Source organism: Aeromicrobium sp. P2_G6 (genome assembly GCF_056403535.1).
In genome coordinates this window covers 1,234,527-1,257,246 of sequence record NZ_JBFUFH010000001.1, presented here as the reverse complement: position 1 = coordinate 1,257,246, position 22,720 = coordinate 1,234,527, and the positions used below count along the sequence as shown (strand labels likewise).

Below are 22,720 nucleotides of genomic sequence, written 5' to 3'. Positions count from 1 at the left end.
CTCAGCCAGCAAAGAGGCGAAAGGAGGATTCGTGGCTCACACCGTCCCGGGACTCGTTCGTCGTGCCGCCACGGAGTACGGCGACGCCGCGGCCTGCTCGATGGACGGCCGCACGGTGTCATACGCCGAGCTGCACGATCAGGTCCGCCGCACCGCCGCCGCGTACCACCAGCGCGGCCTGGAGCCGGGCGGCCGCGTTGTCCTCTGGGCGCCCAACAGCATCGACTGGATCGTGGCCGGGCTCGCGGTGACGTACGCCGGAGGCACCCTCGTGCCGGCCAACTCGCGCTACACCGCCCACGAGGTCGTCGACATCGTCGAACGTACGAAGGCCAGACTCGTGGTCATCGCCGACGGCTTCCTCGGCCGCACCCAGATCTCCGACCTACGTGCACTCTCCCCCGCTGCACCGATCCTCGACCTCGCGGACCTCGAGTCCCTCTCATACGAGGCCGAAGACCTCGCCGCCGTCGAAGCGGCCGCCGACGCCGTCACTCCCGACGACATCGCCGACATCCTCTTCACATCCGGCACCAGCGGTCGACCGAAGGGCGTGCTCAGCGCGCACCGGCAGACCGTCGCCGCGGCGGCTGCCTGGAGCGCCGTCGGCGAGGTGAGCAGCGCCGACCGCTACCTGGTGATCAGCCCGTTCTTCCACTCGTACGGCTACAAGGTCGGCGTCCTCGTCGGCCTGCTGCACGGGTGCACCCTGCACCCGATGGCGACCTTCGACGCCGACGCAGCGCTCGCGCTGATCGAGTCGGAGCGGATCACGATGGTCCCCGGCGCTCCGGCGATCTTCCTCGGACTGCTCGAATCGCCGGCCTTCGCGACCACCGACACCTCATCGCTGCGCTTCGCCAACACCGGGGCCGCGAACGTGCCCGTCGCCCTGGTCGAGCGGCTGCAGCGCGAGCTGAGCTTCGACCTGGTCATCACAGCGTTCGGGATGACCGAGTGTGTCGTCGCGACGATGTGCCGACGCGGCGACAGCGACGAGACCGTCGCGACCACGTGCGGCCGCGCGATCGACGGCATGGAGACCGCGATCGCCGATCCCGAGACTGGCGAGCACCTCCCGGCCGGCACCGAAGGCGAGCTGCTGCTGCGCGGTTCGCAGGTCATGCTCGGCTACCTCGACGACCCCGCGGCAACCGCCGAGGCCATCGACGCCGACGGGTGGCTGCACACCGGCGACGTCGGGGTCCTCGAGGACAACGGCTACCTGCGCATCACCGACCGACTCAAGGACATGTACATCTGCGGCGGCTTCAACGTCTACCCCGCCGAGGTCGAACAGGCACTCGTACGCCTCGATGGTGTGGTCGATGTGGCGGTGATCGGCGCACCCGACGAGCGTCTGGGCGAGGTCGGCAAGGCGTTCGTCGTACGGCGTGACGGCGGTCCCGATGCGGACGCCGTGATCGTGTTCGCCCGGGAGCGGTTGGCCAACTTCAAGGTGCCGCGTGAGGTCGTCTTCGTCGACGCGCTGCCGCGGAACCTGGGCGGGAAAGTCTTGAAAACCGAGCTGAGGAGCACATCGTGACCGATGAAGACGTAGTGACATACGAGGTTGTCGACCAGGTCGCGCGCATCACGCTGAACCGGCCGGAGTATCGCAATGCGCAGAACTCCAAGATGACGTACGCGCTGGACGCCGCGTTCCAGCGCGCCACCGATGACGACGCGGTCAAGGTCATCGTCCTGGCCGGCAACGGCAAGCACTTCTGCGCCGGCCACGACATCGGGACGCCCGGCCGCGACGTGGACCAGACGTTCGAACGCAAGGCCGTGATCTGGTGGGACCACACCGACAAGGAGGGCGGCGACCTGCGCTTCGCCCGTGAGTCGGAGGTCTATCTCGGCATGTGCCGGCGCTGGCGCGAGGTGCCCAAGCCGGTCATCGCGATGGTGCACGGCGCCTGCATCGCGGGCGGGCTGATGCTCGCCTGGGCGTGCGACTTCATCATCGCGTCGGACGATGCATTCTTCTCCGACCCGGTCGTACGCATGGGGATCCCCGGCGTCGAGTACTTCGCGCATCCGTGGGTCATGAACCCCCGCGCCGCCAAGGAGTTCCTCTACTCCGGCGACCGGTTCACCGCTGACCGTGCGCTCGCGCTGGGCATGGTCAACCAGGTCGTGCCGGCCGAGGAGCTGGAGAGCACCGTCCTGGCGCTGGCCGGCCGCATCGCGGAGATGCCTCGCTTCGGCCTCGCGCTGACCAAGAAGGCGGTCAACCAGGCCGAGGACCTGCAGGGCATGCGCGCCGGGATGGACTCGGTGTTCGGGCTGCACCACTTCGCGCACGCCCACAACGCCGAGACCTCGGAGAACGCGCTCGGTGGGCTCGACGCCAAGGCGATGGCGGCGAAGAACAAAGAACAGGAGCCGGGGTGAACCTCGACTTCTCCCCCGACGAGCTCGCCTTCCGCGACGAGGCCCGCGGCTGGCTTGCCGCGAACGTACCAGCGGAGGCGCTGCCGTCGATGGACACCGCCGACGGGTTCGTCGCGCACCAGGAGTGGGAGCGCCGGCTCGCCGACGCTCGGTGGTCGGTCGTCTCGTGGCCCGAGGAGTTCGGTGGCCGCGGTGCGTCCCTCGTCGAGTGGGTCATCTTCGAGGAGGAGTACTACCGTGCGGGCGCTCCCGGTCGGGTCTCGCAGAACGGCATCTTCCTGCTCGCGCCGATCATCTTCGACCACGGCACCGCCGAGCAGCAGCAGCGCTGGCTGCCGTCCATGGCGACCGGCGAGACGATCTGGGCCCAGGCCTGGTCCGAGCCCGAGGCCGGCTCCGACCTCGCGTCGTTGCGTTCGACCGCCAAGCGCGCCGACGGCGGCTGGCTGCTCAACGGGCAGAAGACCTGGTCGTCCCGCGCGGCGTACGCCCATCAGGGGTTCGGCCTGTTCCGCTCCGATCCCGAGGCTGAGCGGCACCGCGGACTGACCTACTTCTGCTTCCCCCTCGACGCCCAGGGCGTGACGGTACGGCCGATCGCGCAGCTCGACGGTGAGGCCGGCTTCGCCGAATTGTTCTTCGACGACGTGTTCGTGCCGGACGCCGACGTGCTGGGCGAGCCCGGCGACGGCTGGCGGGTCGCGATGAGCACCGCCGGCAACGAGCGCGGGCTGTCGCTGCGTTCGCCCGGCCGCTTCTGCGCCTCTGCAGACCGGCTCCTCGACCTCTACAGTTCGGTCCCTGAGCCTGTCGAAGGGACGTCAACCTCTGTCGTCGATGCCTGGGTGCGCGCCGAGGCGTACCGGCTCTACACCTGGGGCACCGTTACGAAGCTGGCCGACGGTGGTGACATCGGCGCGGCCGGCTCGGTCAACAAGGTTTGGTGGAGCGAGCTCGACGTCGCCCTCCACGAGACCGCGCTCGACCTGCTCGGCGCCGAGGCCGAGGTCGAGTCGGCGTGGACCGACGGCTACCTGTTCTCGCTGTCCGGGCCGGTCTATGCCGGCACCAACGAGATCCAGCGCAACATCATCGCCGAGCGCATCCTCGGCCTCCCTCGCGAGGTGCGCGGATGAAGTTCGAGCTGACCGCTGAACAGACCGGCTTCGCCCGGTCCCTCGACGACCTGCTGTCGCGCGCCGACACCCCGGACGTCAACCGCACGTGGGCGGCCGGCGACCACGAGCCAGGACTCAAGCTCTGGTCCCGACTCGCCGATCTGGGTGTGACGTCGCTGGCCACCGAAGCCACACCCGTCGAGGTCTGCATCGCCTTCGAGGCGATCGGTCGCTACGCCGTGCCCGGCCCGTGGATCGAGTCGGCGGCCTACCTGCCAATGGCGCTCCCCGACGTCGACCTCTCGGAGTCACGCGCCACGGTGGCGATGCCGTACGCCTTGGACGCCGACGTCGCCGACGCGGTGTACGTCGTCGTCGAAGGCGAGCTGCACACCGCGTCGCCAGGTGCGCAGGTGACATCAGTCGACCCCAGCCGCCGACTGTTTGGGGTCGAGCCCACCACCGCTGGTCGAGTGCCGCTGGGGGTCCCCCCGCGAGCGCAGCGAGCAGGGGGCGGAACGAGCGGTGTATCGAGACCACTCGACGATGCCTTCGACCTTGCGACCCTCGCGACGGCTGCCGAGCTGCTCGGGGCCGGTGAGCGCGTGCTGGCGGACTCCGTGGCATACGTGAAGCAGCGCACCCAGTTCGGCCGTGCCATCGGCTCGTACCAGGCGATCAAGCACCAGCTGGCTGACGTACGCATCGCCCTCGACTTCGCCCGGCCTCTGGTGTTCGGCGCGGCGCTCGACCTGACGCCACGCGCTGTCTCGGCGGCCAAGATCCAGGCTGCGGACGCGGCGAACCTCGCAGCCCGCGTCGGCCTGCAGGTGCACGGCGCGATCGGCTACACCGAGGAGTACGACCTCAGCCGCTGGTTGCTCCGCATCCGAGCGCTGCAGTCGGCGTGGGGCTCGCCTGCGTACCACCGCGAGCGCGTGCTGACCGATCTCCTGACGGCCAGATCATGACCGACATGACGCCCACCCGGGAGCACACCGAGCTGGCTACGGCTGTCCGCAACCTGCTCGACCGTCGCTCCGACAGCCAGGCGGTACGCAGGGCGATCGAGCAGCCAGCGGGCTACGACGCCGACCTCTGGACGACGCTGTGCGAGCAGATCGGTGTGGCCGCCCTGGCCATCCCGGAGGAGCAGGGCGGAGCCGGCTTCACCCTTGCCGAGACCCACGTCGTGCTCGAGGAGCTCGGCCGCGCCCTGACGCCCTCACCGCTGCTGGCGTCGGTCATCGCAAGCGCCGCGCTCGCCGGACCCACGGATTATGAGTCCTTGGCTCGCATCGCCGGCGGCACGATCGCGACGCTTGCCTGGTCGGGAATCACCGGCGCCGCCACCGCACCGGTCGGGGTGACCTGGGACGGTGACGCTCTCCGTGGATCGGTCTCTCCTGTGCTGTACGGCGACAGCGCCGAGATCCTCCTAGTCGTCGCCGAGCATGACAACGGCGTCGGTCTGTTCAGCGTCGACCCGACGACGGTCACGCGTACGAAGGTTGCCGGACTGGATCCGACCCTCGCCTTCGCCAGCCTCGAGCTGGACGACGTCGCCGCCGAGCCAATCTCCCTGGATGCAACCAAGATCCTCGAGAGGACCCACCTCGTCGGCACCCTCGCGACCACGGCACTCCAGGTCGGCTGTGCCCAGCGCGGTCTGGCAATGACCGTCGACTACACCAAGCAGCGAGAGCAGTTCGGCCGACCGATCGGCTCGTTCCAGGCGCTCAAGCACCGTATGGCCGACATGCTCGTCAAGGTCCAGATGTCGCGGTCGGGCGCGTGGGCCGCCGTCCAGGCGTACATCCATGACTCGCCGAACGCCGACCGGCTGGCCGCGGCGGCCGGGTCGTACTGCTCCGAGGCCGCCATGGCCGTCGCCGCCGAGACGGTCCAGCTGCACGGCGGCATCGCGATCACCTGGGAGCACGACGCCCACCTCGTGCTCAAGCGCGCACAGGCGCTTCAGCAGCTCTTCGGCCTCCCCCACCAGCAACGCGCGTCGCTCATCTCCTGAAGCTCCGAGAGAGCTTGCTCTACCCGGGGTGCTGCCCGCCCGTGAGCTCAGCAGTGTGCTTGGCGCTCACGATGACCAACGCGATCAGGAGCACCGGCACTATCACTGTCCAGATCGTCGGAAGGATCCCGGCGACACAGCCGATCGTCGTGAGCACGAATCCGGGGATCGGCTTTCGCGGACGCAACAGCGTCCCCACCACCACGAGGAGGCCGCCACCGACGAGGGTCGGGAACCAGAACGCGAGGCCACCATCACCGCTGCGCGTGAGGCGAATCGTCTCTGCAATTCCGGCAGCGACCAGCAACCCGCCGAGGCCGAGCCCGAACCACCGTTCCCATCGACGCACGCGTTCAACGTATGCCATTTCCGTCGCGACCAGCGGCCACGTTGTGTGACATCGAGGGCATCGGGCTCTCGCCCGGGACGGTGAGCCCGGGAAGCGCGTCGGGGGCGACCAGCATCATGACGCCGAGCACGACCAGGACGATCGTCGTTCCGTAGGTCGCCACGCGACGCCACGGGATCGTCTTCTCGATCGCAATCATTCCGGCGACCGCCGCCATCCAGGTCACGCTCATCACGCCAAGCGCGAAGAGCGACGCCATCAGAGCCCAGCAGCAGCCCACGCACCATGCGCCGTTGCCGAGTCCCATGCGGAACGCACCCGCCCAGCCGGCTCGCCAAGAGCCGAGCAGCGTGCCCAGTGGGCTGCGGCACTTCCCCAGGCAGACGTCCTTGAGGGGGGTCAGCTCGTAGCCGGCGGCCATCAGCAGAGTCACCCCGGCAATCCCCTGCCCGGCGTTCTCCCACCGCAGGGCGCCGTGCGCAGCACGAGTCACCGTCAGCGCGATCAGGAACGCGACCACCCCGGCGGCGGCCCAGGTGGCGACGTAACCGGCGGTGAAAGCCACAGGGAGGACTCGCGACCTGCTCATTCGGGCATACAGGGCGACGGTCGGCGAAACCGAGGGGAACATCATCGCCGCCATCATCACCACCCAAATCCCGACGAACCAGCCGAAGCCGCCCAGGGCGGTCCACGGTCCGTCGTCCATGCCGCGCATCTCGGCGGCCGTCCACCACCAGCCGATGGCAGCCAGCACGAACAGGACGGCGACGATCCCCAGGTGGGTACGCGTCGCGGCGTACGCCGGTCGGACGCCCGAGCCGGTGACCGACTCTGCCTCGCTCATGACGTCAAGCGGCCCAGGTGAAGCTTGACTTCGACAGGCCTGTCTTTCCCTCATAGGTGATGCCGAAGGCGTCGATCCTGGTGTGCTTCGCCTCAGCCATCACCAGGTCAGACCCGAGCGGGTGGAACATCCCGTCGAACCGCACGGGTTCACCGGTCTCGACGCCGAACGGGACGATGTCCTGGATCTGATAGTCGATGACGTCGCCCACCCGGACGCTGTGCAGCAGGCCGTCGTCCTCAATGTCGATCGCCGCGCGCTCCACGCCGAGCATCTCCCCGATCAAAGGTGCGAGCCCGGCCATCGGCCCACCGAGCTGACCGCCGAAGACCTGGACCAGCTTGTCGAACTGCTCGTCGGACGCGTCCTGGTCGACGAACACGCCGACGCGCCAGTTGCCGTCTGTCATCACCTTCGGGGTGTCGGCGATGAGCACGACCTTTCGCCCAGCGATGTCGGTGCCGTCCACCGAGCCCTCATGGACGCTGAAGGCAAGCGTCACGCGGCAGAAGTCGTAGGTGGCCCCGTGGTCGAGTGACAGGTTGCAGGGGCACATGAGTTCGCAAGAACAGGTCTCGCTGTAGCTGCCCGCCAGGTTCCAAGACATCGGACTCCCCTTCGCGCTCACTTCTCGCCAGTGTCTCTCCCGCCGAGCAAGGCGTCAACGTGAGGCCCTCAGCCGGTTGAGCCGGCGACGCTCAGCACGACCTTGCCGTGCTTGCCTCGCTCGGCGACGCGTGCGAACGCTGCCTCGAAGTCCTCCAGCGGGAAGTCGCTGTCGACCTGCGGCTGCAGCTCCGGCAGCTCCGCGAGCTGTGCGCCGTCTGGTTCGACAATGAAGAAGTGGGCACCCGGCGCTTCGGCGGCGACCGTGACGACGGTTGCGGCGCCCCCGGCATTGCGGGCCAGTGACTCGCCGCCGACGGTGTCGAACAGCAGGTCGCAGGTCTCACCGTCCTCGACCACCACGGCGCCGAGCTGCTGCGCGATCTGCACGGCGACATGTCCCACACCACCGCCCGCGCCGGTCACCAGGATCCGCTGACCCGCGCTCAACGCACCGTGGACGACGAGGCCCTGCCACGCAGTGAGGCCCGGCATCGGGAGCGCTGCGGCTTCCTCATGACTCAGTCCGGCGGGCTTGGGAGCGAGGACAGAACGCGGCACACTTGCCCACTCGGCGGCAACGCCGTCGCGGTCGAAAGGCGTCAGCGCGATGACCTCCTCACCGGTGGACTCGACAACCCCCGAGAGCTCGTACGACGGGATCGCCGGCAGCCGATCAGTCGGCCAGGTCAGCTCGTCACGGGTGATCGCAGCCGCATGGACGCGGACCAGGACCTCGTCCGGACCCGGCTCGGGTCGCGGGATCTCCTCGAGCCGCAGCCCGTCGGCGTGCAGTCGTACTGCCTTCATGAATCCCCCTCGTTGAGGCGTTTCTGGCTCATCAGTACTGACTCTCTCAGGCACCAAGGACAAGTGCAGCGAGCCAGGCGGTGATGGCCTCGCGGATCGCAGGGGCGTCCTTCTTCAACGAGTGATCGCCTTCCACCACGATCAGGGTGATCCCGCTGGGCAGGGTCGCGGGATCCGGTACGCCGAACGGATCGCGCTCACCCTGCACGACCAGGGTCGGCACGGTGACGGACGTGAGCTCCGGGAGCCGGGACTTCTCGGGACGGCCTGGCGGGTGGAACGGGAATGCCAGGCACAGCACGCCGTTCGCGCCGACATCCGCAGCTGTTCGACAGGCGACCCGGCCGCCGAACGAGCGTCCGCCGGTGATCAGCGGCAGGTCCGCGAGCTCCGCGGTGTGCACGTGCTCGGCGACAGCGCACCACGCGGCATCGACCTGGGCCGGCGGCGCAGGCGCCCGTCTGCCCGCGACGCGGTAGGGCTGCTCGACCAGGGCGACCGCGAGGCCCTCGTCCAGCGCCACCTTGGTCGCCAGCCGCAGGTCAGGAGCATTGATGCCTCCGCCCGCACCGTGACCGAGCATCATGAGGCCGCGGGGTTCGTCCGCCGTCTGGAGCATGTGCACCCGGGCATCGCCGTGTGGCGTCGGCACGAGGGAGGGCGCAAGCTCGGTCATACCAAGACCGTACGGCCAAACGCCGTGGTCAGCCTCGGTAGTCGACCGGCAGCGTCTTGATGCCGTTGAGCCAACCCGATCGCAGCCGGCCGGCCTCGCCGGTGCGGCGGATGTCCGGGGCGAGGTCTGCGAGCGCCTCGAAGATCAGCTTGATCTCCATCCGGGCCAGGTTGGCGCCGATGCAGTAGTGGACGCCGTGGCCGCCGAAGGAGAGGTGCGGGTTCGGGTCACGGGTGATGTCGAACGTGAAGGGGTCGGTGAAGACATCCTCGTCGTGGTTGGCACTCGCGTAGAACAGTGCGACCCGCTGACCTGCCTTGATCTGTACGCCGCTCAGCTCCACGTCCTCGAGCGCGGTGCGCTGGAAGGACGTCACCGGGGTCGCCCAGCGGATCACCTCGTCGACCATCGTGCTCGGGCGCTCGCGCAGCCACAGGTCCCACTGGTCGGGGTTGTCGAAGAACGCGTTCATGCCGTGCGTCGTCGCGTTGCGGGTGGTCTCGTTGCCGGCGACGGCGAGGGCGATCACGAAGAACCCGAACTCGTCGTCGGTCAGTCCGCGGCCGCCGTCCTCGCCGGACTGCACCAGCTTGGTGACGATGTCGTCGCGCGGGTTGGCCTTGCGGTCGGCCGCGAGACCCATCGAATACATCAGCACCTCGGCGGCGGCGGCCTCGGGATCGTTGTCCTCACGGGCCAGGTCGACGTCCTCTGCACCGGTCATCTGGTTGGTCCAGTCGAAGATCTTCTGCCGGTCCTCAGCCGGTATGCCGAGCATGTCGCCGATGACCTCGAGCGGGAACTGTGAGGCGACCTGATCGACGAAGTTGCCGCTGCCGGCAGCGACGGCGTCCGCCACGATGCGGCGGGCGCGCTCCTCGAGCACCTCGTCCAGGGCGCCGATCGCGCGCGGGGTGAAGCCGCGGCTGATGATCTTGCGCAGCTGGGTGTGGTCGGGCGCGTCCTGGTTGATGATGACGACCTGGGTCATCTCCATCGACTCGCGCGTCGCAGTCTCCGGCAGCCGCACGATGGCGCCGTTCTCCTTGCTCGAGAACACCTTGTTGTTCTTGGAGACCTCCGAGATGTCCGCGTGCTTCGTGACCGCCCAATAGCCGGTGCCGGCGTCCACCGACATACCCGCTCGCGCCGACTCGGCCTGCTCGACCCAGTGGATCGGTGAGGTCTGGCGCAGCAGCGTGAGCTCGTCGTGCGGCACACCGGCCAGGTTCACGTCGGGATCGGTGAAGTCGAAGCCAAAGGGAAGGACGTCGGTGGTCATGGTGCTCCTCGGGGTGCCGGATCATACAAGTCAGCAAGTTTGGATGAACAGAAACACGGATGTGTATGATTCGTCAAGGATCGAGCGAGGAGCATCCGGATGCGGGCACATGGCTGGAGTGGGCGACCGCCAGCTGATGCGGCCGAGGCGCGCAAGCGCATCCTCACCGCCACGCGTGCACGCCTGACCGCGACCGGCACGACGAACATCTCGGAGATCGCCGACGACCTCGGAGTCACCCGGCAGACCGTCTATCGCCACTTCCCGACCACCGACGACCTGCTCAACGCCGCGTCGCTCGATGCAGCCGGAGACCTCGAGAAGCAGCTCAGCGCGCACGTCGTCGAACATCTCGACGGCTCCGGTGACGGAGCCGAGGCGGCCGTCGAGGCGGTCGCGTACGTGTATGAGCACCTCCGCGACGACCCGGCGCTCAACCGGCTCCTCGCGCCGGGACGGATCAGCACCACGCTCGGCGGCCTCACGGCACCGTCGTCGATCGCGCTCGGCGGCAAGCTGCTCGCCGACCTCGGCGTCGACTGGTCGACCGGAGGCCTCGCCGAGGACGACCAGCTCGAGCTCGTCGAGCACCTACTGCGAACACTTCAGTCGTTGGTGCTCGATCCCGGCGACCCCCCGCGTACGGGCGAGCAGCTCCGCGCATACCTCCGCCGATGGGTCGCTCCGGCGCTGCGTGGAGGACAGGCATGACCGACCTGCTGCAGTCGGCGTTCGACCGCTACGCGGCGCGGGTCGAGGAGATCGCCGAGAGCCGGGACTGGTCGGCGTTCGCCGACATGTTCGCCGAGGACGCGACATATCGCGAGCACGCGTACGGCGACTTCACCGGCCGCGAGGAGATCCGCACATGGGTCGTCAGGACGATGAACGAGTTCCCGGCGACCGAGATGGTCAGCTTCCCGGCGGCCTGGTCGGTCGTCGATCCAGCGACCAATCGCGTCATCTGCGAGATCCGGAACATCATGCGCGACCCGGGCGACGGCTCGGTCCACGAGGCATCGAACATCACGATCCTGACGTTCGACGACGAGGGCAGCCTGGTCCGCGAAGAGGACATCTACAACCCGCAGAAGTTCGCCGGCATGACCCGCGACTGGTGCCGCGTGGCCGACGCTCACGGAACGCTGAGCGACACCGGCAAGAGGATGCTCAGCGCACTCGGTGGATAAGCCTCAGTCGAGGGAGCCGGAGACGGAGCCGTCGCGGGCCCACCGAGGGACGATGAACAGCCCGGTCGCCTCGACCGCCGGCTCGTCGCCGTACGCATCGCAGCCGATGTGCGCCGTGACGGTGACCTTGCGGTCATTCTCCTCCGTGATCTGCGCCTGCATGCGGATCTTCCCCAGCGGCAGCGGCCGCCGATAGCGCAACGTCAGCGTCCCGGTGACGATCAGCCGGGTATGCCCAGCACTCGCGGTCTCGCCCATGAGGTGGTCGAGCATCAGCGACGAGACGCCGCCATGCACGCAGCCCGGCGGCCCCTCGTATGCCGCGCCCAGCTCGACCTCAGAACGTACGGTCCCGTCGTCCGCCCATTGCAGGACCACCGGCGGGGCGATGGCATTGCGGACACCGACGACCGCGTTGCCCCAGTTCCACGACCTGCCCTCGGTGTTGAAGTGGACGCCCGCGGGGTCGGGCGAGGCGTCCTCGGCCAGGATCTGCTCCGCCTGCCGGACCAGCTCACGCGCTGCGGCGATCCGGTCGGCGTCGACGGTGGTGCGGATGGCTACGTCGATGAGCAGGCGCACATCGTCTGCCAGTCCGCCGTAGAGGCGCTCCGAAGCCTCGACCTCGGCGGTGGACAGGTCGGACGGGTTGAACGACATCGACGACAGCGTCATGAGGTGAGCCCCAGCCGTGAGGCCAGCTTGTCCAGATAGCCCAGGACCTGGTCCTCGCCCATGTCCGGCACGCCCCAGATCAGCTCCGAGGCACCGGCCGATGCCCAGTCGGCGAAGTCCTCCTCGGTCGGCTTCTTCGCGACCAGGATCCGTATGTCGGGCTCGCCCTCGCGCCCGGCGTCGGCCCACTCCTTGCGGAGCAGCTCGGCCTTCGCGGCGGTGTCCGTCTCGATCGGGGTCGTCATCCAGCCCTCCGCGTTCCGGGCGATCCACTTCATCGTCTTGGGGCCGCCGCCGGCGCCAATGATCACCGGGATCCGACCCTGCGGGGGCTTGGGGTAGGCCCAGCTCGGACCGAACGACACGAACTGGCCGTCGTACGACGCCTCGTCCTGCGTCCACAAGGCGCGCATTGCCTCGAGGTACTCCTTGAGGACTGTCCGCCGCTTGTTCGCCGGCACGTGGTGGTCGGTGAGCTCGTCGGTGTTCCACCCGAACCCGGCGCCGATCGTGACCCGGCCGCCCGACAGGTGATCAAGGGTCGCCAGCGTCTTGGCCAGCGTGATCGGGTCGGATTCGACCGGCAGGCATACCGCCGTCGACAGGCCGATCCGCTCGGTCACCGCGGCGCACGTGGCGAGGGTCGTCCACGGGTCGAGCGTCCGCATGTAGCGGTCGTCCGGCAGCTCCTCGCCGCCGGTCGGATGCATCGCCTCGCGCTTGACCGGGATGTGGGTGTGCTCCGGCACGTAGATCGTGTCGAAGCCACGTTCCTCCGCGGCCTGGGCGAGGGCGGCCGGCTTGATGCCGCGGTCCGAGGTGAAAAGCACGATTCCATTGCGCATACCACCAATGTAGAACGTGTTCTACCATCATGGGGACGCTACTCCGAGGAGCTTGATGAAGAAGCGGGACCTGACCGGCAAGGTCGTCGTCATCACCGGCGGCGGGCGCGGCATCGGCGCCGCCACGGCGAAGCTGCTCACCAGCGTCGGCGCCACCGTCGCCATCTGCGACCTGGACGAGGTCACCGTGAAGGAGGCCGCCGTGTTCGGCCGGGTGGTCGACGTGACGGACCGTGCCGCGTTCAGGCGGTTCCTCGACGAGGTCGAGTCGGAGCTCGGCCCGATCGACGTGCTGGTCAACAACGCCGGGATCATGCCGCTCAACCGGATCGAGGACGAGTCCGACCGCACGACCCACGACATCATCGGGCTCAACCTCATGGCGCTCATCTACGCCACCAAGGAGATGGTCACGCGCATGAAGGCGCGCGGCACCGGCGGGCAGATCGTCAACGTGTCGAGCGCTGCCGGGCGCATCCCGATCGCCGGCGCGTCGACGTACGTCGCGAGCAAGCACGGGGTCAGTGGGTTCTCCAACTCGCTGCACATCGAGTTCAAGGCCGACCGGACGCCGATCGACATCAGCGTCGTCCACCCCGCGATGGTGCACACCGAGCTCGCGGTGGGGTTCAAGGCCAACAAGGGGCCGGCCAAGCCGGTCACGCCCGAGGCCGTCGCCGAGGGGATCCTGTCGGCGATGCAGCAGCCGCGCCCCAACGTGTACGTGCCGAAGAGCCTCGGCACCTCCGTGCGTACGGGCGGGCTGATCCCGCGGCGTACGGGCGAGTGGCTCAACAAGGTGCTCGGCGGTGAGCGGGCGGCACTCGACGCGCTCGACGACCCCGACCGCAAGACGTACGAAGAACGCGCAGCCCGGAGCGCTCCGGCCGCCGACAAGGAGTTCCACGAATGACCCTTCCCGCATCCATCACCAAGAACGTGCTGACCGAGCTGACCGGGCTGGTCAACGCCTCGGGCGGCAAGACGTACGAGCTGCTCGAGGTCTACACCGGCGACGTGATCACCGCGCTCCCCCAGTCGACGCCGAACGACGTGGTCAACGCGTTCAATGACGCACGCGCAGCACAACCCGGATGGGCGGCGCTGCCGCTGTCGAAGCGGCTGGCGGTGATGAAGCGGTTCCACGCCCTGCTGCTGGAGAACTACGAGACCGTCGTCGACCTGATGCAGGCCGAGACCGGCAAGGCCCGGCGGATGTCGTTCGAGGAGGTCTGCGACGTCTGGATGACGACCAGCCACTACCTCAAGGTCGCCAAGCGCGTGCTGTCGGAGAAGAAGCGCGGCGGTGTCGTGCCGGTCGCCTCGACCTCGAAGGAGGTGCGGGTGCCGAAGGGCGTCGTCAGCATCATCTCGCCGTGGAACTTCCCGCTGGCCACGAGCCTCTCGGACGCGATGCCGGCCCTGATCGCCGGCAACGGCGTGGTGCTCAAGCCGGACAACAAGAGCACGTTGTGCGTCGCCGAGTGCGTGCGGCTGCTGTACGAAGCGGGCCTGCCCGAGGGGCTGTTCCAGATCGTCTGCGGTGAAGGTCCCGATGTCGGACCGGCGCTGGTCGACAACGCCGACTTCGTGATGTTCACCGGCAGCACGGCGACCGGCCGGTTCGTCGGCGCCCAGGCCGGCGAGAACCTCATCGACTGCACCCTGGAGCTCGGCGGCAAGAACCCGCTGATCGTCCTCGACGACGCGAACCTCGACGACGCGATCGCCGGCGCCGCGTTCGGCACGTTCCTCAACGCCGGCCAGGCCTGCATGCACATCGAGCGGATCTACGTACCCCGTGCCATCGTGGCGGAGTTCACCCGCCGGTTCGTGGAGGCGGCGGCCGCGATCGAGGTCGGCGCGGCGTACGACTTCGGGCCCACGATGGGCTCGCTCGTGTCGGTCGACCAGATGAACCGCGTGTCGGCGCACGTGGAGGATGCGCGGGCCAAGGGCGCCACGGTGCTGACCGGCGGCAAGGCTCGCCCTGATCTCGGACCGGCGTTCTACGAGCCGACCGTGCTCACCGACGTCACCCCCGACATGCTGCACGCCCGCGAGGAGACGTTCGGCCCGGTGGTGACGATCCACGCGTACGACACCGTCGACGAGGTAATCGCGCTGGCCAACGACACCGAATACGGGCTCAACGCGAGCATCTGGGGCGGCGACCTCAAGGCTGCCGAGCGGATCGGCCGCCGCATCGAGTCCGGCAACATCAACGTCAACGACCCGCTGGCCTGCTCGTATGCCAGCAAGGCAACGCCGTCGGGCGGGTTCAAGAACTCCGGCGTCGGTGCGCGTCACGGCGATGCGGGGCTGCTGAAGTACACCGACGTGCAGCATGTGGCCGTGCTCAAGAAGCAGGTGCTCGGAGCCCCCGCCGACAAGCCCTACGAGAAGCACGTCGCGACGGCGCTCAAGACGATGAAGTTCATGCGCAAGACCCGGCTGCGCTGATGGTCGGCGGCGTCTTCGAGCCGGCTCAGCTCGGACCGGTGCGGCTGCGCAACCGTACGGTCAAGGCCGCCACGTTCGAGGGCCGCACGCCGTACGGCCTGGTCACCGACGAGCTCATCAACTATCACCTGGCGCCGGCCCGCGGCGGTGTCGGCCTGACGACGGTTGCCTATCTGGCGGTGGCACCCGAGGGGCGTACGCAGAAGGAGGTCATCGTCGTCAACGAGGCCTCGGCGCCCGGTCTGGCGCGGCTCACCGACGCGATCCACGAGACCGGGGCCAAGGTCGCTGGCCAGCTCGGGCATGCCGGGCCTGTGGCCAACGGCCGGTCCAACGGGGTGCACGCCCTCGCCGCGTCGCGGATGCCGTCGCCGCTGAGCATGCAGATGATCCGCTCGGCGACCGCTGCCGACATCGCCCGGATCACGAAGGACTACGTGCGTACGGCGCGGATCATGGTCGACGCCGGCTTCGACGTGCTCGAGATCCACATGGCGCACGGCTACCTGCTCAGCTCGTTCCTCGCGCCGGGACAGAATCGGCGCAAGGACGGCTGGGGCGGCTCGCTCGACAACCGCGCGAAGTTCGCCCGCGACATCGCCCGGGTCGTACGCGAGGAGGTCGGCGACGCGGTCGCGGTCACCGCGAAGATCGGCATGACCGAGGGCTCATCGCGGGGGTTCTCGATGCCGGAGAGCCTGGAGTTCGCGCAGATGCTCGAGGCCGACGGCCACCTCGACGCGCTCGAGCTCAGCGCCGGCAGCTCTCTGCTCAACCCGATGTATCTGTTCCGAGGCGACGTCCCGCTCAAGCATTTCGCCGCCAACATGCCGCTGCCCGTACGCCTGGGGCTCAGGACGCCGGTGGGGAAGGCGTTCTTCAAGGCGTACCCGTTCGAGGAGGCATACCTCCGCGAGAAGGCGCTCGCCTTCCGCTCCGCCCTGTCGATCCCGCTGATCATGCTCGGCGGCATCAACGACCGGGCCACGATGGACCGAGCGATGGCCGAGGGCTTCGAATTCGTCGCGATGGGCCGCGCCCTGCTGCGCGAGCCCGACCTGGTCAACCGCATGCAGGCCGGCGAGACCACCCGCGGCCTCTGCATCCACTGCAACCAATGCATGCCGACCATCTACTCCGGCACGAGATGCACGTTGGCTGGGTAGGGCGCGTCGGCGACCTCCCTGCGTCAACTCTGCCCACATGGCGCAACCACCGAGGGTGGAACGCGCGGTGGAGGCATAGCTAGCTCCTCATGGATGACACTCAACGTCCTGCAGATCTTGCCGCGGACTCGATCCAAGAGCCGAGGTTCGAAAAGCCCTTGTCATGAACCCAGAGATAGAACGGATACCCAGCAGGAATTCGACCGCATCTTGTACTCGTTTGCTTGGCGAAGTTTGGCACCTTCGAGACGTCGATTCCGATCAGACCATTCCTGCGTCGTTTCGACTCTTCGATCTCGTACTTCACCCATTTGCTGTCGCATGTCTTTGCCCCGACGAGCACCACCGTGACCGAAGTGTTCTCGAGCTGCTGATCAATCCACCGTTTGACTGCGGCATCCCCCACACGCTGCAACTTCTCGAATGCGGCGGCATCCACGAAGCCGCGTGCGGAATGTTCCTTGGTAACCCAACTGTTGCGCACGATCATTGCTCGTTGGACATCTGAGTACTCGAAACTGAAGAAGGCCCTACGAGTCACGACTTGATCTCCTTGAAGTAGATGATCGCCAGTACGTCCGCGAGCATGATCACGCCGTAAAACAGAAGCAGGTGCCATCTGAAAAACACTGCTACCCAGCCGCAGAATCCGCCGTCCTTAACAGGACGCATGTTGAAGTCAACGGGCTGGGAAGCGGGCGCATCGGCGATTTCGACCCACCGTTTTACGAATCCCCGCTCAAGCCAGAGATAGTAGGCATCCATCGCCCAGAAGAGCCCCGTCGAAAGGAGCACGATAATCAGGAGGGGCTTAGTTGACTCGATTGCCGCGAATGCGGCCAGGCCGCTAGCGAGCGAAATCGCCCAGCCTTTGAAAACAAAGGAGTTGGACGCCATTCGCGTGATCGCGGCTTGGACAAACTCCAGATGCTTCATCCGCGCGTCGCTGAAGTCCTCTTCGGGAAGAGGCCCAGCTTCTTCCGAGCGCCGGGACCCGAACAGGGATCGCATTTCAGGCGCTCCTCATCGGCCCGCGAATTCGGACAAGGAGCGGGGAGGAAACCCTCCAAAGCGTTTTACGATCGGCGAGTCGGCGTACGCACCGGCCTGCCGTTCGATAGGCGCGTAGAGACCGAGATACTCCTGTCCGGCAACGCTGTCGCCGCGGTAAGCGGTGAGGGGCATAACTGCAATCTGCTTCCCGTCGCGCAAGCCGTCGAAGTATCCCAGCTCCCAAGGCATCCACTTCGAATGTGTCGAGGCGACTGAGTACGCATAAACGAACGATCGGGACTGCTGCATTCGCCGCCGAAGTAGAGACGCAGTCGACGAATCCACTTTGCTGCGATCGAGTTGGTAATCGTCAATCCAGTCGACGTACACGGATCGACCGCCAGTCTCCAACAACTTCTTTACGCCTAGAACGAGTTCAGCATCTTGGAAGGAGTGACTCAGAAAAATGTCATACGAATCTCGCAACGGGGTGTTTCGTAGCGCAGCTTCTGCCTTGGCGAAGGTGCCACGAAGACTCTCCCTCGCGGCCTGCTGCGCATCCCCAACGGTGTAGTAAGTCATGACTCAATCGGTCCCCTTGGCGATCAGCTCGTGGCGGATTGCAGCAAGCGCGTCATCCTTCTCGGACTCCGAGTAGCTGGTTTCACTTGGCCAGATGGGGCCGAACGCATCGTTATCCCAGCGAGGGACCAAGTGAACATGCAAATGGTTCACAGTCTGCGTAGCAGCTCGTCCGTTTGACTGGATCACATTCAAACCGTCCGGTGAGAGGGCCGATTTCACGGCGCCTGCCAAGTTGAGGACTATTTCACTCAAGCGACTGGCGGTAAGAGCGTCGATCGACCAAATATCTTGAACATGACGGCGCGGAATCACCAGCATGTGACCGAGGGCGGCAGGCTCCGTAGGAAAGAATGCAACGACTTCGGCATCTCGATAGACCTCGCGCACGTCAGCGTCCTGTCCCGCCGCGATCGCACAAAACGGACACTCAGCCACGTCTATACGCGCCATCAACCCAAGATTCGAGCCCCGCCGCGATGGTCGCGTGCACGTCTTGGCTGGTAGCTCCAGTGGGGTCATGGAGCTGGACGTAATCTGCAACAGTCCCGCCGCCCTGCAGGCTCACAGATCCGAAAGGATTCTTCCCTGGAGTGTCCGTGTTTCCTGAACTGTCCGCCAGGCCGTGGATGCGTATGCCCACAACTGGCCGCTTTTCATCCCACGCCTTAGCGATCTCGTACACGACCCAAGGCCGGGACTCTGTCTCCGCTCCGACCAGCACAACAACAGCACTCTTGTTTGCCATCTGGTCGTTGATCCACGCTTCAATTGCTGGATCGCCCCGGCCCTTGACCTCTTCCCAATCCTGCGCGTTGAGGATTGTTTGATTCTCTATGGAACCAATATTGATGACCTGTTGGACCCGCCAAGCGTCGCGCGCGTAGTGAAAGCTGTAGAACACTGATTTCGCCATAGCGAACTTCCTGCCTTCGTTCGGTAGTTCGACGCTACCGCAGAGGGCAGACCGAAATGTGTGAATCGATACAGGATGACTCCCACGTCGGGGGGCTTTTGGCAAAGTCGGAGCATCGACGGTTGAACGAAACGCAACTCAGAAGGCCACGCCATGCGGTGCCTAGGGTGCCGTGAGGCTCGCGACGTCTCCATGCGTCATTTCGGCCGCAGATTCTGCGACATCATGTCGCTATGACCGGATTTGATCTGCTGGCCCCCTACGGTCGCAACGAAGCGTGCTGGTGCGGATCTACGCGCAAGTACAAGCTCTGTCATGGGGACGATCATCCGCCGTCAGCGCCCGGTGCGCCCCTTCCTCCGGACCCTGGGGGCAGCGTCTATCTCAGCCCTTCGACCCTGGTCAGTATCGATACGCTCAATTCGTTCCTACCCGGGGAAACGCCAATCACGATGCCGTCGCAGGTTCCGACACCGTCCGCGGTGACCTTCAGCAACTGGGAGCAGGACTTGGCGTCGGCGGGTCCGGACGATGACGCGTTGTCACCGGCTTCCATGGGTGCGTTGCGAGTTGAAGTGTTGCGCAAACTCGCTTCACTGCGCGAGACGGACGACCCCCCGCCCGATGATGTCATCGCGGGCATTTACGAGCTGACCGCTGCGACCATCCAGACAGTTGCTCAACTGGCGGGCCTTCAGCCCAGGCTGACTATCTTATGGAATGAGGAACTCGATCCGGCCCACTTTCTTGGCCGCACACTCCTGCTCGCAGATCACGTCCTGTGCCCGGACGGTGTCTTCGACGAGTTGCTCAGGCAGAGATCTCAGCGAGACCTGCGGGATGCCGCTAGGCGACAGCTTCAGGACGCTGCTTTGCTCGCCGGCGGTGTCCTGATCCCGGTGCCCCCGGGGGTCGCGATGGCTGCGAGTAGCAGAGCCGTCCTCGACTCGACCACCAAGGACCTGAGCAATGCCGAACTCGTCGCGTGGGTTCGCCAGCAGCTCATCCTGGAGGGACCAACCGCTAGGGAGGCACTATTCGTCCGTGCTCTGGACGACCTGAACCCGGAGCCCACCGACTTCTGGCTGCGTGGCCGAATCGACCGTGACTCTCTTCAGGAGGACACCGGGCGGTTCGGTATGAAGATGTTGTCGGCGTATGACCCGAACGACAACTACGGACCGTGGATTCAGCAGGTAGAGAACTCGGCGGTGAGCAAGTTCATTCAACGTACGAACGAGCGGGTCATCGCTGCGGACGTATTCGGTTCCGAGTACGTGTCAGCGTCGCTCTTCGAGGCCAGACTGCTTCGTCGCAGATCGCGAAGCGAACAACTCGGCCCTTCGCAGGCTGCGCTGTGGGCGGACATTCCAGAGCTACCCGCGCTGTCCGGACGTGACCTCGTCAAGGTCCTCAAGCACGAGGGAGCGGTCGAGGACCTGCGCAGGCAGGTACGTGCTGCGCTCGTGACCGCACGTACTGATGCGGACAATGTGGACGCCATCACTGAATTGACATACGAGCTCGAGGCAGCTTCGCACAAGCTTCGCCGCACGGCTCAAACGGATAGTGCGTGGCAAGGCGCGATCCCTTCAGGTTTGGGCACCGCTTCACTGTTCATCGGTGGCATCACCGGCGGGCTGACTGGTCTTGGAGTGGGCGCCTTGGGTGTGTTGAGTGCTTTAGCGCCGCAACTGGGAACACGCTTGAGCACCCGCCGCGACGCCGCATACCTGTTTGTCGCCGCGCGCAGGGGCCGAAAGTGACCCGAGCGGCGCAAATTGACAACCCAACCGGCTGCGGTCTCCGGATAATCTCAGTTCCGGCGTTGGGCCCCGCCTGGAGTAAAACAACGGGCTCGACCCGTTCCAGACTCGTTCAGATGGCGGCTCAACGCAGCGGACATAGCGTCGAACGCCATCTAATATTTCAACCTCGAACCAAAAGTGAAGAAGTTGATCATTAGAAGGGTGTGCGCGATGCCTATCGCCGAGCCGTCCGTTCAGTCACTTCAACTGACCATGATCAGCCCAGGCGGATCAAGTCTCGGCCCGGCCACGGGTTTTCTCGCCCGCTGGGACAACGAATTTTGGCTCGTCACGAATTGGCACGTCTTGAGTGGCCGAAATGCCGAAACGCAGGCCATCATGTCGTCCACCGACGCCACTCCGGAGAGCGTCGTCGTTCGATTCCATTCACCCGCGGGCCTCGGGACCTTCACCGACGTCAGGCTTCCCCTTCAGGACAGTGAGGGACAACCCCTGTGGTTGGAGCATCCACAACTGGGTCACCGCGTGGACGTTGCTGCCCTGAAGATTCCACAAGGAGCTGAGGGGATCAGTCAGATCACAATTACTGATGGGGCGACTATTACGACCCGACCGACCATCAGCTTCCACGCCATCGATCTTGCGAATCCCGATCCTGCGGGGATATATGTCTCGATTGGCGAACGGTTGAGCGTTGTCGGTTTCCCCGTCGGTGAAGACGTCCAAGGATTCCCCATCTGGACGCAGGGTTTCGTGGCGAGCGAACTGGACCTTCAGTATCGCGGTTTGCCCTCGTTTCTCATCGACAGCCGTACGCGACAGGGCCAGAGTGGCTCACCAGTCATCTTCTACTCGGCGTCGGGTCAGTATCAGTCTGCTGTCGGAGCCACCACCCTTGGGCGATCAGAGATCAATTCTCGATTCATGGGGGTGTACTCCGGGCGAATAAATGCGGAGAGCGACATCGGGCGCGTCTGGACGGTGCAGGCAATCGTCGAAGTCGTAGCCGGAGGATCTCGGGCGACTTGCCTCTAGCGCCGCGCTCCGGCCAATGCACCCACCGCGTTTCCCACCAGGCCCACTGGATGGATGCGTCGTATCGCCGCGTTGGGGTGGCGTCGAGTGTCACCGTCTGGACGACGCTCGAAACCACAGGGACAAACCTTTGCCCTGTTGTCCCTGTGCAGCGGGACAACGGGCCCTGCAATCTCTGATCACGCCGGTGGCAACATCCGCCCCGGACCATCAGAAAGGAATTGCAGAATGTCCACTCATGTCGCTACCAGCAACCCGGTTCGCTCCGACGTCTTCACCACCGAGGACCAGCCTTCGGCTCCCGTCGGACGCAACAACTCCCGCCTCTGGGCGCTCAGCGGTCTCGGCGCCGGCATCCTCGGCATCGGCACCATCGCCACCTCGTCCATGGTCGACGTGGTCTACCGCGACGAGTTCAAGGGAACCACCGAGGGCTTCACCGAGGCGCTCGACGACAAGACCGGTGTGCTCTTCGCGTTCCACAGCATCACCACACTGAGCGCCCTGCTCATGGTCGTCTTCGCCGCAGGCCTGCTCCGTCGCCTGCGTCGCGGCGCCGGTGACTCGATCGCCCCCACCGTGGCCTTCGCCGGCCTGCTCGGCACCGCGGTCGTCTCCGTCATGGGAGCCGGCCTCGACACCGAGTTCATGATGGGCCTGGCCGCTGAGGACGGCGCCGTCCCCAACTCCTCGGCGTCCTTCTACAACAACTGGATCGGCACCATCCCGTGGGTGTGGGTGCTCGCCGGCCTGGCCGGCCTGGCGGTCTACGCCACCAGCCGGATCAACGTCGTACCGCGCTGGATCGGCCGGGTCGGACTGGTCCTGGGTGGCCTCGCCGCACTGCTCGGCGTCTCGCCCCTGGAGTACATGGCCGGACCGATCGCAGCGCTGTGGCTGATCGTCACCTCGGTCGGCTTCCTGGTCGGCGACCGTGCCCACCGTTCCACGAGTGCCTGAGCTCTGAAC

Annotated in this window: 26 protein-coding genes; 13 read left to right on the top strand and 13 right to left on the bottom strand. The window is 66.3% G+C overall.

Annotation, left to right across the window (positions count from 1 at the left end; genetic code table 11):
* Positions 1-31: 31 nt before the first annotated feature.
* The 5 genes from AC1DVU_RS06220 to AC1DVU_RS06200 are packed head-to-tail and all read left to right on the top strand — an operon-like array spanning position 32 to position 5,547.
* Complete coding sequence (locus tag AC1DVU_RS06220) at positions 32-1,546, top strand: AMP-binding protein (protein ID WP_476921550.1); 1,515 nt, start codon at positions 32-34, stop codon at positions 1,544-1,546.
* Complete coding sequence (locus AC1DVU_RS06215; protein WP_476921549.1) at positions 1,543-2,400, top strand: enoyl-CoA hydratase; 858 nt, start codon at positions 1,543-1,545, stop codon at positions 2,398-2,400. Before AC1DVU_RS06220 ends, AC1DVU_RS06215 begins: the two co-directional genes overlap by 4 nt.
* Positions 2,397-3,536, top strand: coding sequence for an acyl-CoA dehydrogenase family protein (locus AC1DVU_RS06210; protein WP_476921548.1), 1,140 nt, complete (start codon positions 2,397-2,399; stop codon positions 3,534-3,536). Before AC1DVU_RS06215 ends, AC1DVU_RS06210 begins: the two co-directional genes overlap by 4 nt.
* The gene (locus AC1DVU_RS06205; RefSeq protein WP_476921547.1) at positions 3,533-4,489 is read left to right on the top strand and encodes an acyl-CoA dehydrogenase family protein; all 957 of its coding nucleotides are present in this window, start codon (positions 3,533-3,535) and stop codon (positions 4,487-4,489) included. Before AC1DVU_RS06210 ends, AC1DVU_RS06205 begins: the two co-directional genes overlap by 4 nt.
* Positions 4,490-4,494: 5 nt before the next feature.
* Positions 4,495-5,547, top strand: coding sequence for an acyl-CoA dehydrogenase family protein (locus AC1DVU_RS06200; protein WP_476921546.1), 1,053 nt, complete (start codon positions 4,495-4,497; stop codon positions 5,545-5,547).
* Positions 5,548-5,566: 19 nt separating this feature from the next.
* Here AC1DVU_RS06200 and AC1DVU_RS06195 read toward each other — a convergent pair whose 3' ends face one another.
* The 6 genes from AC1DVU_RS06195 to AC1DVU_RS06170 form a co-directional block, all read right to left on the bottom strand.
* Positions 5,567-5,896 carry a hypothetical protein gene (locus AC1DVU_RS06195; protein ID WP_476921545.1) on the bottom strand — a complete coding sequence of 110 codons (330 nt, stop codon included), beginning with the start codon at positions 5,894-5,896 and terminating at the stop codon, positions 5,567-5,569.
* Positions 5,897-5,900: 4 nt separating this feature from the next.
* Positions 5,901-6,743 (bottom strand): DUF2182 domain-containing protein, encoded by an 843-nt coding sequence (locus AC1DVU_RS06190; RefSeq protein WP_476921544.1) that lies wholly within the window; start codon positions 6,741-6,743, stop codon positions 5,901-5,903.
* 4 nt (positions 6,744-6,747) lie between these two features.
* On the bottom strand, positions 6,748-7,350 hold the full coding sequence (locus tag AC1DVU_RS06185; protein WP_476921543.1) for a DUF1326 domain-containing protein: 603 nt from the start codon (positions 7,348-7,350) through the stop codon (positions 6,748-6,750).
* 68 nt (positions 7,351-7,418) lie between these two features.
* Complete coding sequence (locus AC1DVU_RS06180) at positions 7,419-8,159, bottom strand: NADP-dependent oxidoreductase (protein ID WP_476921542.1); 741 nt, start codon at positions 8,157-8,159, stop codon at positions 7,419-7,421.
* Positions 8,160-8,205: 46 nt separating this feature from the next.
* Positions 8,206-8,835: an alpha/beta hydrolase family protein gene (locus tag AC1DVU_RS06175; RefSeq protein WP_476921541.1), complete on the bottom strand. Its 630-nt coding sequence runs from the start codon at positions 8,833-8,835 to the stop codon at positions 8,206-8,208.
* A 28-nt stretch (positions 8,836-8,863) separates the two neighbouring features.
* Positions 8,864-10,117, bottom strand: coding sequence for a cytochrome P450 (locus AC1DVU_RS06170; protein ID WP_476921540.1), 1,254 nt, complete (start codon positions 10,115-10,117; stop codon positions 8,864-8,866).
* 99 nt (positions 10,118-10,216) lie between these two features.
* Between AC1DVU_RS06170 and AC1DVU_RS06165 the strand changes: the two genes are divergently transcribed.
* On the top strand, positions 10,217-10,828 hold the full coding sequence (locus tag AC1DVU_RS06165; protein WP_476921539.1) for a TetR/AcrR family transcriptional regulator: 612 nt from the start codon (positions 10,217-10,219) through the stop codon (positions 10,826-10,828).
* The gene (locus AC1DVU_RS06160; RefSeq protein ID WP_476921538.1) at positions 10,825-11,307 is read left to right on the top strand and encodes a nuclear transport factor 2 family protein; all 483 of its coding nucleotides are present in this window, start codon (positions 10,825-10,827) and stop codon (positions 11,305-11,307) included. The genes AC1DVU_RS06165 and AC1DVU_RS06160 overlap by 4 nt, the downstream gene beginning before the upstream one ends.
* Positions 11,308-11,310: 3 nt before the next feature.
* Here the strand turns inward: AC1DVU_RS06160 and AC1DVU_RS06155 are convergent, their stop codons facing one another.
* On the bottom strand, positions 11,311-11,982 hold the full coding sequence (locus AC1DVU_RS06155) for a PaaI family thioesterase (protein WP_476921537.1): 672 nt from the start codon (positions 11,980-11,982) through the stop codon (positions 11,311-11,313).
* The gene (locus tag AC1DVU_RS06150; protein WP_476921536.1) at positions 11,979-12,827 is read right to left on the bottom strand and encodes an LLM class F420-dependent oxidoreductase; all 849 of its coding nucleotides are present in this window, start codon (positions 12,825-12,827) and stop codon (positions 11,979-11,981) included. Before AC1DVU_RS06150 ends, AC1DVU_RS06155 begins: the two co-directional genes overlap by 4 nt.
* Positions 12,828-12,882: 55 nt before the next feature.
* Between AC1DVU_RS06150 and AC1DVU_RS06145 the strand changes: the two genes are divergently transcribed.
* The 3 genes from AC1DVU_RS06145 to AC1DVU_RS06135 are packed head-to-tail and all read left to right on the top strand — an operon-like array spanning position 12,883 to position 16,456.
* On the top strand, positions 12,883-13,740 hold the full coding sequence (locus AC1DVU_RS06145; RefSeq protein WP_476921535.1) for an SDR family oxidoreductase: 858 nt from the start codon (positions 12,883-12,885) through the stop codon (positions 13,738-13,740).
* Positions 13,737-15,290 (top strand): succinic semialdehyde dehydrogenase, encoded by a 1,554-nt coding sequence (locus tag AC1DVU_RS06140; protein ID WP_476921534.1) that lies wholly within the window; start codon positions 13,737-13,739, stop codon positions 15,288-15,290. The genes AC1DVU_RS06145 and AC1DVU_RS06140 overlap by 4 nt, the downstream gene beginning before the upstream one ends.
* Positions 15,290-16,456: an NADH:flavin oxidoreductase gene (locus AC1DVU_RS06135; RefSeq protein WP_476921533.1), complete on the top strand. Its 1,167-nt coding sequence runs from the start codon at positions 15,290-15,292 to the stop codon at positions 16,454-16,456. The genes AC1DVU_RS06140 and AC1DVU_RS06135 overlap by 1 nt, the downstream gene beginning before the upstream one ends.
* Before the next feature lie 100 nt (positions 16,457-16,556).
* Here AC1DVU_RS06135 and AC1DVU_RS06130 read toward each other — a convergent pair whose 3' ends face one another.
* The 5 genes from AC1DVU_RS06130 to AC1DVU_RS06110 are packed head-to-tail and all read right to left on the bottom strand — an operon-like array spanning position 16,557 to position 18,947.
* Positions 16,557-17,075, bottom strand: coding sequence for a TIR domain-containing protein (locus tag AC1DVU_RS06130; protein ID WP_476921532.1), 519 nt, complete (start codon positions 17,073-17,075; stop codon positions 16,557-16,559).
* On the bottom strand, positions 16,994-17,467 hold the full coding sequence (locus tag AC1DVU_RS06125) for a hypothetical protein (protein WP_476921531.1): 474 nt from the start codon (positions 17,465-17,467) through the stop codon (positions 16,994-16,996). Before AC1DVU_RS06125 ends, AC1DVU_RS06130 begins: the two co-directional genes overlap by 82 nt.
* 12 nt (positions 17,468-17,479) lie before the next feature.
* The gene (locus AC1DVU_RS06120; protein ID WP_476921530.1) at positions 17,480-18,031 is read right to left on the bottom strand and encodes a TIR domain-containing protein; all 552 of its coding nucleotides are present in this window, start codon (positions 18,029-18,031) and stop codon (positions 17,480-17,482) included.
* Positions 18,032-18,034: 3 nt separating this feature from the next.
* Positions 18,035-18,484 carry an HIT family protein gene (locus AC1DVU_RS06115; RefSeq protein ID WP_476921529.1) on the bottom strand — a complete coding sequence of 150 codons (450 nt, stop codon included), beginning with the start codon at positions 18,482-18,484 and terminating at the stop codon, positions 18,035-18,037.
* Complete coding sequence (locus tag AC1DVU_RS06110; RefSeq protein WP_476921528.1) at positions 18,462-18,947, bottom strand: TIR domain-containing protein; 486 nt, start codon at positions 18,945-18,947, stop codon at positions 18,462-18,464. Before AC1DVU_RS06110 ends, AC1DVU_RS06115 begins: the two co-directional genes overlap by 23 nt.
* A gap of 233 nt (positions 18,948-19,180) precedes the next feature.
* Here AC1DVU_RS06110 and AC1DVU_RS06105 point away from each other — a divergent pair, with 233 nt between their 5' ends.
* The 3 genes from AC1DVU_RS06105 (at position 19,181) to AC1DVU_RS06095 (ending at position 22,711) form a co-directional block, all read left to right on the top strand.
* A complete protein-coding gene (locus AC1DVU_RS06105) occupies positions 19,181-20,713 on the top strand; it encodes an SEC-C domain-containing protein (RefSeq protein WP_476921527.1) in 1,533 nt (510 codons plus the stop codon).
* Positions 20,714-20,926: 213 nt separating this feature from the next.
* Positions 20,927-21,751, top strand: a complete 825-nt coding sequence (locus tag AC1DVU_RS06100) for a S1 family peptidase (RefSeq protein WP_476921526.1) — start codon at positions 20,927-20,929, stop codon at positions 21,749-21,751.
* Between the two features lie 228 nt (positions 21,752-21,979).
* Positions 21,980-22,711 carry a hypothetical protein gene (locus tag AC1DVU_RS06095; RefSeq protein ID WP_476921525.1) on the top strand — a complete coding sequence of 244 codons (732 nt, stop codon included), beginning with the start codon at positions 21,980-21,982 and terminating at the stop codon, positions 22,709-22,711.
* Positions 22,712-22,720: the final 9 nt, after the last annotated feature.

Excerpts from the sequence above, each read along its gene's own strand:
- AC1DVU_RS06205 (WP_476921547.1), top strand. The coding sequence starts at position 3,533 with ATGAAGTTCGAGCTGACCGCTGAACAGACCGGCTTCGCCCGGTCCCTC.
- AC1DVU_RS06200 (WP_476921546.1), top strand. The coding sequence starts at position 4,495 with ATGACGCCCACCCGGGAGCACACCGAGCTGGCTACGGCTGTCCGCAAC.
- AC1DVU_RS06190 (WP_476921544.1), bottom strand. The coding sequence starts at position 6,743 with ATGAGCGAGGCAGAGTCGGTCACCGGCTCGGGCGTCCGACCGGCGTAC.
- AC1DVU_RS06185 (WP_476921543.1), bottom strand. The coding sequence starts at position 7,350 with ATGTCTTGGAACCTGGCGGGCAGCTACAGCGAGACCTGTTCTTGCGAA.
- AC1DVU_RS06180 (WP_476921542.1), bottom strand. The coding sequence starts at position 8,159 with ATGAAGGCAGTACGACTGCACGCCGACGGGCTGCGGCTCGAGGAGATC.
- AC1DVU_RS06175 (WP_476921541.1), bottom strand. The coding sequence starts at position 8,835 with ATGACCGAGCTTGCGCCCTCCCTCGTGCCGACGCCACACGGCGATGCC.
- AC1DVU_RS06170 (WP_476921540.1), bottom strand. The coding sequence starts at position 10,117 with ATGACCACCGACGTCCTTCCCTTTGGCTTCGACTTCACCGATCCCGAC.
- AC1DVU_RS06165 (WP_476921539.1), top strand. The coding sequence starts at position 10,217 with ATGCGGGCACATGGCTGGAGTGGGCGACCGCCAGCTGATGCGGCCGAG.
- AC1DVU_RS06160 (WP_476921538.1), top strand. The coding sequence starts at position 10,825 with ATGACCGACCTGCTGCAGTCGGCGTTCGACCGCTACGCGGCGCGGGTC.
- AC1DVU_RS06155 (WP_476921537.1), bottom strand. The coding sequence starts at position 11,982 with ATGACGCTGTCGTCGATGTCGTTCAACCCGTCCGACCTGTCCACCGCC.
- AC1DVU_RS06150 (WP_476921536.1), bottom strand. The coding sequence starts at position 12,827 with ATGCGCAATGGAATCGTGCTTTTCACCTCGGACCGCGGCATCAAGCCG.
- AC1DVU_RS06145 (WP_476921535.1), top strand. The coding sequence starts at position 12,883 with ATGAAGAAGCGGGACCTGACCGGCAAGGTCGTCGTCATCACCGGCGGC.
- AC1DVU_RS06140 (WP_476921534.1), top strand. The coding sequence starts at position 13,737 with ATGACCCTTCCCGCATCCATCACCAAGAACGTGCTGACCGAGCTGACC.
- AC1DVU_RS06135 (WP_476921533.1), top strand. The coding sequence starts at position 15,290 with ATGGTCGGCGGCGTCTTCGAGCCGGCTCAGCTCGGACCGGTGCGGCTG.
- AC1DVU_RS06130 (WP_476921532.1), bottom strand. The coding sequence starts at position 17,075 with ATGGCACCTGCTTCTGTTTTACGGCGTGATCATGCTCGCGGACGTACT.
- AC1DVU_RS06125 (WP_476921531.1), bottom strand. The coding sequence starts at position 17,467 with ATGCGATCCCTGTTCGGGTCCCGGCGCTCGGAAGAAGCTGGGCCTCTT.
- AC1DVU_RS06120 (WP_476921530.1), bottom strand. The coding sequence starts at position 18,031 with ATGACTTACTACACCGTTGGGGATGCGCAGCAGGCCGCGAGGGAGAGT.
- AC1DVU_RS06115 (WP_476921529.1), bottom strand. The coding sequence starts at position 18,484 with ATGGCGCGTATAGACGTGGCTGAGTGTCCGTTTTGTGCGATCGCGGCG.
- AC1DVU_RS06110 (WP_476921528.1), bottom strand. The coding sequence starts at position 18,947 with ATGGCGAAATCAGTGTTCTACAGCTTTCACTACGCGCGCGACGCTTGG.
- AC1DVU_RS06105 (WP_476921527.1), top strand. The coding sequence starts at position 19,181 with ATGACCGGATTTGATCTGCTGGCCCCCTACGGTCGCAACGAAGCGTGC.
- AC1DVU_RS06100 (WP_476921526.1), top strand. The coding sequence starts at position 20,927 with ATGCCTATCGCCGAGCCGTCCGTTCAGTCACTTCAACTGACCATGATC.
- AC1DVU_RS06095 (WP_476921525.1), top strand. The coding sequence starts at position 21,980 with ATGTCCACTCATGTCGCTACCAGCAACCCGGTTCGCTCCGACGTCTTC.